Below are 15123 nucleotides of genomic sequence, written 5' to 3'. Positions count from 1 at the left end.
CGGTCAGGGGTCAGGGCGACACCAGCCCCGCCTCGTACGCCATGATCACCAGCTGGACCCGGTCCCTCGCGTCCAGCTTGGTCAGCAGCCGGGTCAGATATGTCTTCGCCGTCGCCACGCTGATACACAGCTCGGCCGCGATCTCGGAGTTGGACAGTCCGCTGCCCACCAGGGTGAGGACCTCGCGTTCGCGGTCGGTGATGGCCTTCAACTCGCGGGCCCTGACCTTCTGTTGGGGCCGCGCGGCGAAGTCGTGGATCAGGCGGCGGGTCACGCTCGGGGCGATCAGCGCGTCGCCCGCCGCCACCACCCGCACCGCCGAGATGATGTCGTCCAGCGCCATGTCCTTGACCAGGAAACCGGACGCGCCCGCGCGCAGCGCCCCGTACACGTATGCGTCGTCGTCGAAGGTGGTCAGCACGACCACCCGCACGTCGGTCTGCGTCTCCGTGATCCGTCGCGTCGCCTCGATGCCGTCCATCCCCGGCATGCGGATGTCCATCACCACCACGTCGGGGGCGAGTGCACCGGCCAGCCGTACCGCGTCCTTCCCCGTCGCCGCCTCGCCGACGACCTCCACGTCCTCGATGTCGGCCATGACCATGCTCAGTGCGGTGCGGATGAGTTCCTGGTCGTCGACGAGGAGGACCCGGACCGTCGGGGCCTCGGTCATCGGACGGCCACCGGGAGCGGCAGGCGGGCCGTCACGCGGAAGCCGCCCTCGGGGCGCGGGGCCGCCGTGAACTCACCGTGCAGGAGGGCCACTCGCTCGCGCATCCCGGCCAGGCCGAACCCGGTGTCGCTCGAACTGCCGCGCCCCAGACCGTCGTCCGTGATCTCCAGAGCGAGCTCGTCGTCGCGGTAGTCCAGGGTGACCCGGCACGCGCGCGTACCCGCGTGCCGTACGACGTTGGTGACGGATTCCTGGATGATCCGGAACGCCGACAGGTCGATGTCGGGCGGGAGTCGGCGCGCCTCGCCGAGCCGCCGTACCTCCACCCGGACGCCCGCAGCGGTCGTCGTGGCCGCCATCCGGTCGACGTCCGCCAGCCCCGCGGGGGCGAGCTCCGGGTCCTGGCCAGCGTCCGCCGCGCGCAGGGCGACCAGCATGCGGCGCAGGCCGGCCAGGGTCTGGCGGCCTTCGTTCTCCACCGCCCGCATCGCCGTCATCGCCGCCTCGGGATGCGCGGTCGCCACCCGGGAGGCCGCGCCGGCCTGGAGGGCGATGATGCCGATGCTGTGGGCGACCGTGTCGTGCATCTCGCGGGCTATGCGCAGGCGTTCGGCGGTGACCGCCCGGTCCGCGTGCTCGGCGCTGAGGCGCTCGGCGTGTACGCGGGACTGGTGCGCGGAGCTGCCGAGCAGCCAGACGATCACCGTCACCAGGGCGACGGCCAGTTCGGCGGAGGTGCTGACGATCCAGTTGTGCAGCATGCGTATGGCTATGTACGCGATCAGGGTGCCGACCGCCATGGCCAGCGCGATGAGCGCCGTGCGCCGCGGGTGGGTGGCCGCGACGAAGTACAGGGCCACCATGGTCGCGAGGTACTGCGCCATCGGCAGCCCCGCGACGCCGAGGGTGATCGTCTCGAAGACCGCGGCGAGAATCGTCAGCGCGGTCGCGAGCAGCGGTCTGCGGTGCAGCAGCCTGCCGCCCTGGATCGCCATCGCGGTCGACAGAAGGAGGAACACGAGGCCGTCCCAGCGGTACAACTGGGCCGCCGGCCACTGCGCCGGCATCATCTCGCCCGGCAGCCGGAAGGTCGTCAGCAGGGTGAACAGCACGCTCGCGCACCACACGATCGCCGTCCACCCGGCCGGCGACACGCGTTTGACCAGGGGCGGCGGAGGCGAAGTGGCGGGCATGCCGCGATCGTAGGCCGGGCGCCGGGCCCGGTCATCGGCCCGTGGACGTACAACCCAGGTCGACAGCCGTCGCGTACGAGTGTCAGCCGCAGCCCGATGCCCGGCACCCGCCGCCCGCGCGACCGTGGTCCGCATGATCGAAGTCGAGCAGCTCACCAAGCGGTACGGGTCCACGACCGCCGTACGCGACCTGTCCTTCACCGTCCGCCCCGGCCATGTCACGGGCTTCCTCGGCCCGAACGGCGCGGGCAAGACCACGACCCTGCGGATGCTGCTCGGGCTCGTCGAACCGAGCGGCGGCACCGCCATGGTCAGCGGTCGCTCCTTCCGCCGCCACCCGCGCGGCCTGCGGCACGTCGGCGCCCTCCTCGACGCCCATGACGTGCACGGCGGGCTCAGTGCGCGGGCGCATCTGCAGGCGCTGGCCCGCAGCAACCGCATCCCGAAGGGGCGGGTGGACGAGGTGCTCGCCGAGGTCGGGCTCACCGGCAGCGCGGCCCGGCGGCGGGTCCGCACCTTCTCCCTCGGCATGAAGCAGCGGCTCGGCATCGCGGTCGCGCTGCTCGGCGATCCGCCGGTGCTGATGTTCGACGAGCCGCTCAACGGGCTGGATCCGGAAGGGGTGTTGTGGGTGCGGGGACTGTTCCGGAGGCTCGCCTACGAAGGCCGTACCGTCTTCGTCTCCAGCCATCTGATGTCCGAGATGGAGAACACCGCCGACGAGCTGATCGTCATCGGGCGCGGGGAGCTCATCGCCGCCGAGAGTCTTGTCCAGTTCGCCGCGCGCGGGACGGCGCCGACCGTGACGGTGCGGTCGCCGGACGCGGGCGCGCTGGCCGTCGTACTGGCAGCGGAGGGTGCGGTGGTGACGCCGTACGACGAGGTGGCCCTGAAGGTCGACGGGCTGGATGCCGTCCGGGTCGGTGAGCTGGCGCACCAACACCGGGTTCCGCTCTGGGAGTTGGCCACGCGGACGGCCTCGCTGGAGACCGCGTTCATGGAACTGACCGCCGACAGTGTCGAGTACGTCGCAGGAGAGCCCCGATGACCACCCTCGCCGTCCCGGCCGCCCGCTTCACCGATCTGCTCGCCGCCGAGTGGATCAAACTCCGTTCCCTGCGCTCCACTTACTGGGCCTTCGGCTGCGGCGCCCTGGCCGTCGTCGGCTTCAACGCCAACGCGGCCCGCGCCGACTACGTCAACTTCCCGCACTACGGCGGGCCGATCCGCGAAAGCTTCCTGTACTGGGCGCTGCGGGACGCCTTCACCGAAGGCGCCGCCATGATCCTCGTGCTGACGTGCGCGGGCATCGGCGCGATCACGATCGTCGGCGAGTACGCGACGGGCCTGGTCCGTACGACGTTCACCGCCGTGCCGGACCGGCGTGCCCTGATGGCGGCGAAGGTGGTCGTACTGACGGCGGTGATGACGGCGTTCGGCGCAATCGTCGCCGGTGCGTCCTACGCCGTGTCGCAGGCCATTCTCGACGGCCGGGGCCTGGGCGTACCGATCAGCCACCCCGGCGCCTGGCGCGTGGTCGCGGCGTCGGCGCTGCTCGCCCCGGTGTGTGCGCTGGTCGGCATGGGCATGGGGGCGCTGATCCGGCACAGCGCGACGACGATGGTCCTGACGACGGGCGTTCTGCTGCTCCTGCCGTCGTTCGTCACCGAGCGCTACCACTGGACGGCGTGCGTCAGGAACGCCCTTCCGTTCAACGCCTGGGTGCGGCTCGTGGACGTGGGCTACGGGCACGAGCCCTTCACCCTGGTCGAGAAATATCCGACGACCGTCGCGGGCGGGTGGGTCGTGTTCGCGGTGTGGGCTGGGGTGGCGGCCGTCGTGGCGGTGGTGGCCGTGGACCGGCGGGACGTATGAGAAACCCGCGGGCCGGGCTGGGGTAAACCCCCGTCGCAACAAGGCAGTTGACCGGATGTGAGGCGCGGGCCGGTTCCGGGAGGCTCGTAGCCATGAAGGAGATCACGAAGAGTGCAGCCCTGATCGCCGCCGCCTCCGGCATCGTCTTCGGTGCCGTCACGCCGCTGACCGCGTCCGCCGCCGAGGCGCCGCTGAAGTGGACGAAGTGCGCGGGCAGCGGCCTCGACCCCCGCCAGCAGTGCGCCACCCTCGAAGTGCCCATGGACTACGCCCGCCCCGGCGGGCCGAAGATCGACCTGGCCGTCTCCCGCATCCCCGCCGAGAAGCCGTCCGCCCGCCGGGGCGCCCTGCTGCTGATCCCGGGCGGGCCGGGCGGATCCAGCCTCGACGACCCTTCGGGCAAGGGCCGGAAGCTGCCGCAGGACGTACGGGACACCTACGACCTGATCGGCTTGGCTCCGCGCGGCAACGCGCCCTCCACCGCGGTCGGTTGCGGGCTCGACCACGCTGATCTGGCCCCGTCGAAGCTGCGCCCCTGGCCCGCCCCCGACGGGTCCGTCACCGAGAACATGAGCAACGCCCGGCGGCTGTCCGGCGACTGCGCCCGCAACGGCGGCGAGCTGATGCGACACCTCACCACCAAGAACAACGCCCGGGACATCGACCGCATCCGCGCCGCGCTCGGCGAGCGCAAGCTGTCTGCGTGGGGCGTCTCGTACGGCACGTATGTCGGCGCCGCCTACAACGAGATGTTCCCGCAGCACACCGACCGCATCGTGCTGGACAGCAACGACAACCCCGACCCCGTCAAGGCGGAGCGGGCCTGGCTCGCCGCGTACGAGGCGGGCGTCGAGGACACCTTCCCCGACTTCGCCAAGTGGGCTTCCGCACCCGGCAATCCGTACCGCCTGGCCGACACGCCCGCCGAGGTCCGCCCGCTCTTCCTGCGCCTCGCCGCCCGTCTGGACCGTGAGCCGATCCCCTGGCCCGGGGCCAACCCGGAGGAGCTGAACGGGAACGTACTGCGCCAGACCATGCTGGACAGCTTCTACGACCCCGAAGACTTCCCCGACCTGGCCAGGCTGATCGCCGCTGCCAGGAAGGGCACCGTCCCGCCCGCGCCGGCCACCCCGCCGGACGCGGCCATGCAGAATGTCGTCGCGGTCAGCGCCGCCACCGTCTGCAACGACGCCGCATGGCCGCGCGATGCCGCCACGTACCAGAAGGGCGTCGACGCCAGCCGCGCCAAGTACCCGCTGACCGCGGGCCTGCCGAGGAGCGCGATGGTGTGCGCCGCCTGGCCGTGGCAGCCGAAGGAGACTCCGGTGCGGATCACCGACCGGGGCCCGTCCAATGTCCTGCTCATCCAGAACGAGCGGGACGTGGCCACGCCCCTGAGCGGCGCCCTGAAGCTCCGCGCGGCCCTCGGCCGCCGTGCCGTCATGGTGACCGTGAACTCCACCGGGCACGAGGCCTATCTGGAGAACGGCAACGCGTGCGGCGACGAGACGGTCTCCCGGTTCCTGGCGACGGGTGAGCGGCCCGGGCGGGACGTCTACTGCAAGTGATCTACCGCGGGTGAGCGCAGCCGCCGTACCGGCGCGCCAGCGCGTGGAACGCCTCCTTCGGCTCCCAGTGCCAGCCTGAACGGGGGTCGTCGGGGCGGTCCTTGATGGTCTTCGTGATGCTGTAACTCGCCATGTCCAGGTCGTAGCGGGGGTTGTCGGTGCGGTGCGGGGCGTCCGGGGTGACGAACTCGAAGGCCATCGCCGCATAGAGGCCCATGGACTCGAAGACGTCCAACAGGTCGACCAGGTAGGCGGCTTGGGTGTGTTCGCTGCGCACGAGGTGGCCCTTGATCTCCTGCGGGTCCTTGTCGTGGTCGACTACGTCCCAGCCCATGCCGCCCGCCTCGGGGGCGCCGACGTATGTGCACGTTCCGAACTCGGTGATGGCGAGGGGCTTGCCCCAGCGCAGGTACTTCCTCAACTCCCGTATGTAGTCCGAGTGTTGGCGGTAGTACGAGTAGTAGTCGACGCCGACGATGTCGAAGAGCCGCCAGTCGACCCTGTCGTCCTGGGCGGCGGCGTAACTGAGGTTGCCGTGGAAGACGCACCGGCCGACCGCCGCCGCCTTCGCCGTGAAGCGGTCGAGGCGGCGCTGCATCCTCACCGGGTCGAAATTGCCGTCCAGCATGTTCTGCACCCGCTCCAGGACCGTCTCCCCCGGCACGATCCCGGGCACGAACAGCCAGAACTCGCAGCCCACGCTGAAGTCGACGCTCGCGCCCTGCCGCCGCAGCCGCTCCGCAAAGCGGCCGCACTGCGCCAGGTGCTCCAGCGTGTCCCGCTGCGAGGCGTCCGCGAGGGTCGGCTGGAGCCATACGTGCAGTCCGCGCTCGGCGGCCTCGGCGGCGGTGGCGGTGAGGCGTTCGACGCCGTCGCCGGTGACGTCGACGGTGTCGGCGTGCAGTTCGTCGCGGATGGCGAGGATGTCCCGGCGCATCCGGGCGGCGCTCCATGCGGTCCCCGGGGTCTCGCCCTCACCGACGGTGTAGACGACGCCGCGGTGGCGCAGACCGTGGCGTCCGGTGGCCGCCGCCGGGCGGGCATCCACGGCGACCCCGACGGCCGCCGCCCCCGCGAGGAACTGTGCCCTGCTGATCCCCTTCGTCTTGTCCATGCCCCTCACTGTGGCGACGACGGGCCCGCGCCGCCGTCCGCCGAAGGTCTACGGCCCGGCAACCAAGGGATGACGTACGGCGTCGATCATTGGAGAGACGACCGGGGGACGACCAGAGGACGACCGGAGATCCTCACCCCGTACCGAAAGAGACCGAACGAAGGAGACCGAGATCTTAGGCCGACGCACCCTGCTCACCGCAGGCACCGCCACCGCCGCCGCGCTCCTCACCGGCGCACCCGCCCACGCCGCCGGGGGGACGGTCGCCGACCGCCTGCGCGAGCTGGAACAGCAACACGGCGCCCGCCTGGGCGTGTTCGCACACAACGTCCGTACGAAGCAGACCGTCGAGCACCGCGCCGACGAACTCTTCCCCATCTGCTCGCTCTTCAAGACCCTCGCCACCGCGGCCGTCCTGCGCGACCTGGACCGGCACGGCGAGGTCCTCGCCCGTCGCATCCACTACACGGAGGCCGACCTCGTCGACGGCTCCGACAAGACCAGGGAGCACCTGACGGACGGCATGACCGTCGCCGAGCTCGCCGACGTGGCCATCCGCTACAGCGACAACACCGCCGGCAACCTGCTGCTCCGCGAGCTGGGCGGCCCCACCGCGATCACCCGTTTCGCCCGCTCGATCGGCGACCCGGTGACCCGCCTCGACCGCTGGGAGACCGATCTCAACTCGGCCGAGCCCTGGCGCGTCACGGACACGACGACCCCGCGCGCCATCGGACGCTCGTACGCCCGTCTGGTCCTCGGCGACGTCCTCGACCGCCCGGACCGCGGACTCCTCACCCACTGGCTGCTGTCCAACACCACCAGCGGCAACCGCCTGCGCGCCGGCCTGCCCCCGACCTGGACGGTCGCCGACAAGACCGGCGCGGGCTCCTACGGCGCGAACAACAACGTGGGGATCGCCTGGACCCCGGACGGCACGCCGATCGTGCTGGCGGTGCAGGTGACGAAGCCTGAGCGGGACGCTGCGTGGGACCACGCGCTCATCGTCGATACGGCGGCGCTGCTGGCGGAGGTTCTCGGCTAGGCGCTCCGCGGGCTGGGCCGTTTTTCGTCTGCGGCGTCGTCGTGGCTGGTCGCGCCCACGCGGCGGAGCCGCAGAATTGAACACAGCCCCGCGCCCCTTCAGGGCGCTGCCGAACCGTAGCGGGCTTCACCGGGTCAACGTACGTGCCTCGATGCCCCGGAAATGGTGGGCCATCGCTTGCTGGGCGGCCTCGGCGTCCCTCGCTCGCAGGGCCGTGACGATGTCGCGGTGGCGGTGGACCGTCAGTTCCGGGGCCGGGTCGTCCGTCCAGCCGCGGGCGCCCGCGACCCTGCGGAAGACGGTCCAGAAGGCGCCCAGCAGCTGGGGCACGAGCGCGTTGCCCAGGGAGGCGTAGAGCAACTCGTGGAACTCGCGGTCGAGTTCGGGGAACGGACGCTCGGCCCCGACCGCCGCCTCCATCCGGGCCACGACCGCTTCCAGGGCGTCCAGCTCCGCTTCGGTGACCGTCTCCGCGATCCGCCTGACCAGCCCCTCCTCCAGCACCTCCCGCACCTGGAGGATCTCGGCGAGGGCGCCGGTGTCGTCGTCGTGGCGGGCGAGGGTGCGGAAGGTGAGGCCGTCGACGAGGGGCGTCAGTGACGCCTGGCCGACATATGTGCCGTAGCCGTGTCTGATCTCCACGATGTCCAGCGCCTGGAGCGCCTTGAGGGCCTCGCGCACGGAGTTGCGGCTGACACCGAGGTCCTCCATCAGCTCGGCCTCGGTGGGCAGCGGGGAGCCCGGCCCGAGTCTGCGGTCGAGGATGAGCTGCACGACCTCGCGCCGTATCCGGCTGTTCCCGGGCTCCCTGTTCCTCGGCTCCGCGGACATGCGCCGCATCGTACGCCCACCGGACGTCCCACGTCCTATGTCCCGCCCCGACGTGCGTCAACTCCCGCCATTTCATACCGCCATTGGCTCGACCTCTGGCAGCTACGCCATTCGTGTGCGATCCCTTGACCGCCCCCTGCGCCCCTCCTATGGTCGCGCCTGACGACAGGACGTAGGACGTCGTATCTCCTCACTCGTTGGAGGAACCGTGCATCGCCGGACCTTCCTGAAGTACACCGGCGCGCTGGGTGCGGCCGGCGCCGTCTCCGCGTCGCTGTCGGCCTGTTCGTCCGGGCCCCAGTCCACCAACGACACCGGCAGCGGGGGCGGCAAGGACCGCGCGCTGACGGCGGTCATCGGCTACGGCAACGACGGCACCTGGGATCCCACACAGACCGCGTCGGCCTTCTGCATGGCGGCCAACAACCACATCTACGAGGGTCTGCTGGACACCGACCCGATCTCCCGCAAGCCGTACCCCGCGCTCGCGACGCAGGTGCCGAAGGACCTCAACGCAACGTCCTGGAAGTTCACGCTGCGGGCGGGCGCCAAGTTCCACGACGGAAAGCCGGTCACCGCCGACGATGTCGTCTTCGTCTTCGACCGCATCCTCGATCCGAAGACGCAGACCCTCGCCAAGGGCTTCTTCGCCAGCTGGCTGAAGGAGGTCCGGAAGATCGACGCGCAGAACGTCGAGCTGGTGCTCAAATTCCCCTTCCCGGACGGGCTCGCGCGGCTCACTCTCGCGAAGATCATGCCGAAGCACGTCTTCTCGAAGCCGGGCGCCTGGGACAAGGCCATCACGGGTCTCGCGATCGGCTCGGGGCCGTACAAGCAGACCGCGCACCACCCGAAGTCGAACACCACCTTCGAGGCCTTCGCCGACTACAACGGCCCCCGCCCGGCGGCCTTCAAGAAGATGAACTGGCTGACGATCGTGGACGCCGCCCCGCGCGTCGCCAGGATCTCCGGCTCCAGCGCGGGCGCGCAGATCTCCGACAACATCCCGTACGCCAACATCCAGCAGCTCCGCAGCAGCGGTCTGACGGTCGCGGGCGGGGCCGGGATGAACAACCTGTTCCTGATGTTCAACACCAAGCACAAGCCCTTCGACGACGTACGCGTGCGGCAGGCGCTGCACTACGCCATCGACACCGGGAAGATGGTGGAGGTGGCGCTGAAGGGGCACGGGAAGCCGTCGTCCTCGTTCCTCAACGAGGGCAACCCCAGCTACCGGCGGGCGAAGACCGTCTACGACTACGACCCCGAGAAGGCGAAGGCACTGCTGAAGGCGGCCGGGGTCAAGGACCTGAGCATCAACATCCTTGCGGTGAACGTGAGTTGGATCGTCGACTGCCTGCCGACCATCAAGTCCTCCTGGGACGCGATCGGGGTCCGCACGACCCTCTCCCCGCAGGAGACCACCGCCGTCTTCACCAAGATGGACCAGAAGCAGGACTACCAGGTCGTCGCCGCGGCCTCGAACCCCAACCAGTTCGGCCTCGACGCCGACCTGATCATGCACTACAACTACGGGCCCACCAACCTGTGGATGGGATACGCGCGTTGGGCGGACAACGCGATCGCCAAACAGCTCTTCAAGGACATGGACCGGGCCACCCAGGAGCCCGACGCGGCCAAGAAGAAGGCGATCATCCAGGACTACATCGACGTCGTCGCCGAACAGGCGGTCCTCTACCCGGTCGTCCACAACGAGCTGATGACCGCCTGGGACCCGAAGAAGCTGACGGGGATAAGGGCACAGCCGTATCCCGGGATCAACCTGCTGCAGGCCAAGTGGGTCTAACGGCAAGGGAGTTCGCCCAGTGATCGCCGTCGTCCGGATCCTGCTCCGCCGTATCGCCCTGCTCGTGCCGCTGATGCTGGGCATCGTGCTGTTCGTGTTCCTGGTGATGCGCTTCTCGGACGTCGACCCGGCGTCCGCGTTCTTCCAGGGCGCGAACCCCACCCCGCAGCAACTGCACGACTTCCGGGAGCAGAACGGCCTGCTCGACCCGCTGCCCGTGCGCTACTTCCACTTCATCGGCGACCTGCTCCACGGTGACATGGGCACCAGCGCCCTGACCCGCGCCCCCGTCGTCGACCAGGTCACCACCGCGCTGCCGCTGACCCTCCAGCTCACCTTCCTGGGTCTGGGCATCGCGGTGGTGCTGTCGCTGGCCGGCGGGGTGACGGCGGCCATCTACCGGGACCGGCTGCCGGACCAGATCATCCGGGTGGTCTCCCTGACCGGTGTGGCCGCCCCCGGCTTCTGGCTGGCGCTGCTGATGATCCAGTACCTGGCGGTCGACCTGGGCTGGTTCCCGACCGGCGGCTACATCAACCCGGCCGACTCCTTCACCGGCTGGCTGAAGACGATGACCCTCCCGGCGCTGGCGCTGTCCCTCCCGGTGGCGGCCCAGCTCACCCGCATCGTGCGGACATCCGTGGTGGAGGAGCTGGACAAGGACTACGTCCGTACGGCGATCGGCAGCGGTCTGCCGCCCCGGGTGGTGGTGGGCCGGAACGTGCTCAGGAACGCGTTGATCAATCCACTGACCGTCCTTGGTTTGCGCGTCGGTTATCTGCTCGGCGGCGCGGTCGTCATCGAGACGATCTTCTCCCTCCCCGGCATGGGCAAGCTGATGATCGACGCCGTGAAGAACGGCGACCCGGCCGTCGTCCAGGGCGTCGTCCTGACGACGGCGACCGGCTTCGTCGTCGTCAACCTCGTCATCGACGTCCTGTACCTGCTGGTCAACCCGCGACTGAGGGATGCGACCGCATGATCACGCAGTTCACCCGCAAGGGCCTCACCGAGGCGCTGTCCCGGCCCGGCGTCCGCCTGCGCGGCTGGCGCCGACTGCCGCTGCTGTCGAAGGTCGCCGTCTGCTTCCTGGCGGTGGTGGTCCTGGTGGCGCTGTTCGCGCCCCTGCTCGCGCCGCACGACCCGCTCGACCAGCAGGCACCCGTCGACGGCACCGGGCACCCGTCCGCCGGGCACTGGATGGGCCAGGACAGCCTCGGCCGGGACATCCTCAGCCGGCTGATGTACGGCGCCCGCTGGTCGCTCGCGATCGGCCTCGGCGCGACGGGGCTGGCGCTGGTGGTGGGGGCGCTGATCGGCGCGGTCGCGGCCACCTCCCGCAAGGGGGTCGACGAGACGCTGATGCGCTGCCTGGACGTGGTGATGGCGTTCCCCGGCATCGCGCTCGCGGCGGTTCTGGTGGCCGTGTTCGGCGGCGGGATCACGGTCCTCATCTGCGCGATCGCGTTCCTGTTCATGCCGCCGGTGGCAAGGGTCGTACGGGCGAACGTCCTCGACCAGTACGGCGAGGACTATGTGACGGCGGAACGGGTGATCGGCGCCCGGACCCCGCACATCGTGCTGCGCCACGTGGCGATCAACTGCGCCGCTCCGGTGCTGGTGTTCTGCACGGTGCAGGTCGCCGAGGCCATCGTCTTCGAGGCGTCGCTGTCCTTCATCGGAGCGGGGGTGCGTCCTCCGGACCCGTCCTGGGGCAGTGTCATCGCCGACGGGAAGGACATGGTGCTGACCGGGGGGTGGTGGGCCACTGTCTTCCCGGGGCTGCTGATGCTGGTGACTGTGCTGTCGCTGAACGTTCTCTCCGAGGGGGTGTCGGATGCGTGGGCCTCGCCGGCCGGGCGGGAGGTCGATGTACGCGGGGGCGACGATCGGCTGGAGGCTGTGCAGCCCGGTGGCGGGGAGGTGGTGCAGTTGCCTGGGCTGGCGGCGGCTGCTGCGCGGTTGCGGGGTCGGCGCGCCGAAGCAGTTGCCACTACAGGTCGTCGGGCGACTACCGCGCCATCGGGGCTGGTCGCGCAGTTCCCCGCGCCCCTAAAAGACGCTGCCGGACCGGCGGTTCTAGCAGTTGAGAACCTTGCCATTGGGTTCGAGGGGCGGCATGGCGGGGTGGATATCGTCGACGGGATCAGCTTTGAGGTGCGGGGCGGTGAAGTGCTGGGGCTGGTCGGTGAGTCGGGGTGCGGCAAGTCGCTGACGGCGCTGGCGATCATGGGGCTGGAGCCGAAGGGCGCCCGGATCCGTGGTCAAGTGCGGTTCAATCAGCGGGAGTTGCTTGCCGAGCCGATGAAGGTACGGCGTCGCCTCCTCGGCCACGAAATGGCGATGATCTACCAGGACGCGCTGTCGTCCCTCAACCCGGCGATGACGATCCGCGCCCAGCTGAAGCAGGTCGTACGGCGTGGAGGCCGTCGTAGCCCCGCCGAGCTGCTGACGATGGTCGGCCTCGACCCGGACCGCACGCTGCGCAGTTATCCGCACGAGCTCTCCGGCGGCCAGCGCCAGCGCGTTCTGATCGCCATGGCGCTGTCCCGCGACCCGAAGCTGATCGTCGCCGACGAGCCGACGACGGCGCTCGACGTCACGGTGCAGGCGCAGGTGATACAGCTGCTGCTGCGGCTGCGCGAGGAGTTGGGCTTCGCGCTGATCCTCGTCTCGCACGACCTGGCGCTGATCGCGGACGTCACCGACCGGGTGGTGGTGATGTACGGCGGGCAGATCGTGGAGACGGGTTCGACCGCCGACCTGGTGGAGGCACCCGCCCACCACTACACGCGCGGTCTGCTGGGCAGCGTGCTGTCCCTGGAGTCGGCGGCGGAGCGGATGACGCAGATCAGGGGCGTCGTCCCCTCCCCCGCGGACTTCCCGGCTGGCTGCCGCTTCGCCGACCGCTGCCCCCTCGCGACCGACATCTGCCGTACGACCCCACCCGACCTGCTGGGCACACCGACCCACACGGCGGCCTGCCACCACCCGGCGGTCGAGCTCGTGACGTCGGAGCCGGAGGCCGTCCAGTGAACGCGATCGTCGAACTGTCCGGCGCCCATGTCGTCCACAAGGCCCGCAGCGGCGGCCTGTTCACGCGGGACAGGGTGTACGCCCTGACCGGCGCCGATCTCACCGTCGCACCCGGCGAGACGGTCGGCGTGGTCGGCGAGTCCGGATGCGGCAAGTCGACGCTGGCGAAGGTACTGGTGGGCGTGGTGCGGCCGACCTCCGGCACGGTGTCCTTCCAGGGCCGCGACCTGTGGTCAATGCCGCCCGCGGAGCGCAGGGCGGCCGTCGGCGGCAGCACCGGCATGATCTTCCAGGACCCGTCGACTGCATTGAACCGCCGGCTGACGGTACGGCAGATCCTGCGGGATCCGCTGGACGTGCACGGCCGGGGGACCAAGCCTCAACGGGAGGAGCGAGTACGGGAGTTGATGTCGCTGGTGGGTCTTCCGCGTGCGCTGGCCGACGCCCTGCCGGGCCAGCTGTCGGGCGGCCAGCGCCAACGGGTCGCCATCGCAAGGGCGTTGGCCCTGGACCCGGGCCTGGTGGTGGCGGACGAACCGACCAGCGCGCTGGACGTGTCGGTCCGCGCCCAGATCCTCAATCTCCTCCTGGACCTGAAGGAACGTCTGGGGCTGGCCCTCGTCTTCGTCTCGCACGACATCCAGACGGTACGGCGGATGAGCGACCGTGTGATCACCATGTACCTGGGCCGGATCGTCGAGGAGTCCCCGGCGGCGGACGTCACGGACCGCGCCCGGCACCCGTACACCCGGGCCCTGTTCTCGGCGACGCCCGGCCTGCTCGACCCCATCGACCCGATTCCGCTGACCGGCCCGGTGCCGTCGGCGACGCGGCCGCCGAGCGGGTGCCCGTTCCGTACGCGGTGCTGGAAGGCGGACGGGGTGTGCGCGGACCGGATGCCGGACTTCTCGGCCGCGTCGCCCCCGGGGCACCGCTTCCGCTGCCACCATCCTGTTGAAGAGGACGCCTCGACCCGCGACCTCGTACGACAGAACCACCAGAGTCATCCCAGGGAGCCTTGATGACCTTTCCCGCCCCGCTGACCGGTGTCGTCCCGCCCGTCTGCACGCCCCTGACACCGGACCGCGAGGTGGACGTCCCCTCACTGCTCAGGCTGGTCGACCACCTGGTCGGCGGCGGGGTGGACGCGCTGTTCGTGCTGGGTTCGACGTCGGAGGTGGCCTTCCTGACGGACCGGCAGCGGAGGCTGGTGGTGGAGTCGGTGGTGGGCCATGTCGGCGGTCAGCTCCCCGTCCTGGCGGGCGCGATCGACATGGCCACGGCCCGCGTCCTGGACCACGTCGAGTCGGTGACGTCGGCGGGCGCGCAGGCGGTCGTGGTGACCGCGCCCTTCTATACGCGCACCCACCCCGCCGAGATCGCCCGCCACTTCCGGCTGGTCGCGGCGGGGAGTGCGGTGCCGGTCATCGCGTACGACATCCCGATGGCCGTGCACACGAAGCTGCCGGCGGATGTGGTGCTGGAGTTGGCGGGCGAGGGGGTCATCGCCGGGCTGAAGGACTCCAGCGGTGACCTGGCCGGTTTCCGCGAGGTCGTCGCCGGGGCGCGCAACCGGTCCGACATCACCGGCTTCAGCGTCCTGACCGGGTCGGAGCTGATCATCGATGCGGCGCTCGGAATGGGGGCGGACGGGGCGGTGCCGGGTCTCGCCAACGTCGACCCGCACGGGTACGTCCGCCTCGATCGGCTCTGCCGGGCCGGGGACTGGGAGCGGGCTCGGGCCGAACAGGAACGGTTGTGCGCGCTGTTCGGCATGGTGCGGGTCGGGGATCCGGCGCGGATGGGGGGCGGTTCGTCGGCGTTGGGGGCGTTCAAGGCGGCGCTGCAACTGCGGGGGGTGATCGACTGTGCGGTGACGGCGGAGCCTCAGGTGCCGTTGTCGGCGGGGGAGGTGGAGCGGGTGGGGAAGTTTCTCGCGGCGGCCGGGTTGCTGTAGCGGTTGCTCCTGGCCACCGGTCAG

Annotated in this window: 13 protein-coding genes; 9 read left to right on the top strand and 4 right to left on the bottom strand. The window is 70.5% G+C overall.

Going from position 1 to position 15123, the window contains the following annotated elements; translation table 11 throughout:
• Positions 1-10: 10 nt before the first annotated feature.
• Positions 11-673, bottom strand: a complete 663-nt coding sequence (locus P2Q00_RS25030; RefSeq protein ID WP_275774949.1) for a response regulator — start codon at positions 671-673, stop codon at positions 11-13.
• Positions 670-1866 carry a sensor histidine kinase gene (locus P2Q00_RS25025; RefSeq protein ID WP_275774948.1) on the bottom strand — a complete coding sequence of 399 codons (1197 nt, stop codon included), beginning with the start codon at positions 1864-1866 and terminating at the stop codon, positions 670-672. Before P2Q00_RS25025 ends, P2Q00_RS25030 begins: the two co-directional genes overlap by 4 nt.
• Before the next feature lie 133 nt (positions 1867-1999).
• Here P2Q00_RS25025 and P2Q00_RS25020 point away from each other — a divergent pair, with 133 nt between their 5' ends.
• The 3 genes from P2Q00_RS25020 to P2Q00_RS25010 all read left to right on the top strand — a co-directional run bounded on the left by P2Q00_RS25020 (position 2000) and on the right by P2Q00_RS25010 (position 5309).
• Positions 2000-2914: an ABC transporter ATP-binding protein gene (locus tag P2Q00_RS25020; protein WP_275774947.1), complete on the top strand. Its 915-nt coding sequence runs from the start codon at positions 2000-2002 to the stop codon at positions 2912-2914.
• Entirely contained in the window at positions 2911-3741 is an 831-nt protein-coding gene (locus P2Q00_RS25015; RefSeq protein WP_275774946.1) for an ABC transporter permease, read from the top strand. Before P2Q00_RS25020 ends, P2Q00_RS25015 begins: the two co-directional genes overlap by 4 nt.
• Before the next feature lie 92 nt (positions 3742-3833).
• Entirely contained in the window at positions 3834-5309 is a 1476-nt protein-coding gene (locus P2Q00_RS25010) for an alpha/beta hydrolase (protein ID WP_275774945.1), read from the top strand.
• A gap of 1 nt (position 5310) precedes the next feature.
• Here P2Q00_RS25010 and P2Q00_RS25005 read toward each other — a convergent pair whose 3' ends face one another.
• On the bottom strand, positions 5311-6423 hold the full coding sequence (locus tag P2Q00_RS25005) for a glycoside hydrolase family 113 protein (RefSeq protein ID WP_275774944.1): 1113 nt from the start codon (positions 6421-6423) through the stop codon (positions 5311-5313).
• 172 nt (positions 6424-6595) lie between these two features.
• Between P2Q00_RS25005 and bla the strand changes: the two genes are divergently transcribed.
• On the top strand, positions 6596-7468 hold the full coding sequence (gene bla, locus P2Q00_RS25000) for a class A beta-lactamase (RefSeq protein WP_275775190.1): 873 nt from the start codon (positions 6596-6598) through the stop codon (positions 7466-7468).
• Positions 7469-7594: 126 nt separating this feature from the next.
• Here the strand turns inward: bla and P2Q00_RS24995 are convergent, their stop codons facing one another.
• On the bottom strand, positions 7595-8308 hold the full coding sequence (locus P2Q00_RS24995) for a FadR/GntR family transcriptional regulator (RefSeq protein ID WP_275774943.1): 714 nt from the start codon (positions 8306-8308) through the stop codon (positions 7595-7597).
• A gap of 199 nt (positions 8309-8507) precedes the next feature.
• On the opposite strand from P2Q00_RS24995, the gene P2Q00_RS24990 reads away from it, so the two are divergent.
• The 5 genes from P2Q00_RS24990 to P2Q00_RS24970 are packed head-to-tail and all read left to right on the top strand — an operon-like array spanning position 8508 to position 15099.
• A complete protein-coding gene (locus P2Q00_RS24990) occupies positions 8508-10106 on the top strand; it encodes an ABC transporter substrate-binding protein (RefSeq protein ID WP_275774941.1) in 1599 nt (532 codons plus the stop codon).
• Positions 10107-10125: 19 nt separating this feature from the next.
• A complete protein-coding gene (locus P2Q00_RS24985) occupies positions 10126-11088 on the top strand; it encodes an ABC transporter permease (protein WP_275774940.1) in 963 nt (320 codons plus the stop codon).
• On the top strand, positions 11085-13142 hold the full coding sequence (locus P2Q00_RS24980) for a dipeptide/oligopeptide/nickel ABC transporter permease/ATP-binding protein (protein WP_275774939.1): 2058 nt from the start codon (positions 11085-11087) through the stop codon (positions 13140-13142). The genes P2Q00_RS24985 and P2Q00_RS24980 overlap by 4 nt, the downstream gene beginning before the upstream one ends.
• A complete protein-coding gene (locus tag P2Q00_RS24975; RefSeq protein ID WP_275774938.1) occupies positions 13139-14164 on the top strand; it encodes an oligopeptide/dipeptide ABC transporter ATP-binding protein in 1026 nt (341 codons plus the stop codon). The genes P2Q00_RS24980 and P2Q00_RS24975 overlap by 4 nt, the downstream gene beginning before the upstream one ends.
• Positions 14164-15099 carry a dihydrodipicolinate synthase family protein gene (locus P2Q00_RS24970; protein WP_275774937.1) on the top strand — a complete coding sequence of 312 codons (936 nt, stop codon included), beginning with the start codon at positions 14164-14166 and terminating at the stop codon, positions 15097-15099. The genes P2Q00_RS24975 and P2Q00_RS24970 overlap by 1 nt, the downstream gene beginning before the upstream one ends.
• Positions 15100-15123 lie beyond the last annotated feature (24 nt).

Source organism: Streptomyces coacervatus, from assembly GCF_029223485.1.
Lineage (GTDB): Bacteria > Actinomycetota > Actinomycetes > Streptomycetales > Streptomycetaceae > Streptomyces > Streptomyces coacervatus.
Note: the sequence above shows the minus strand (reverse complement) of the source record. Positions and strands in the feature narration are given on the sequence as shown.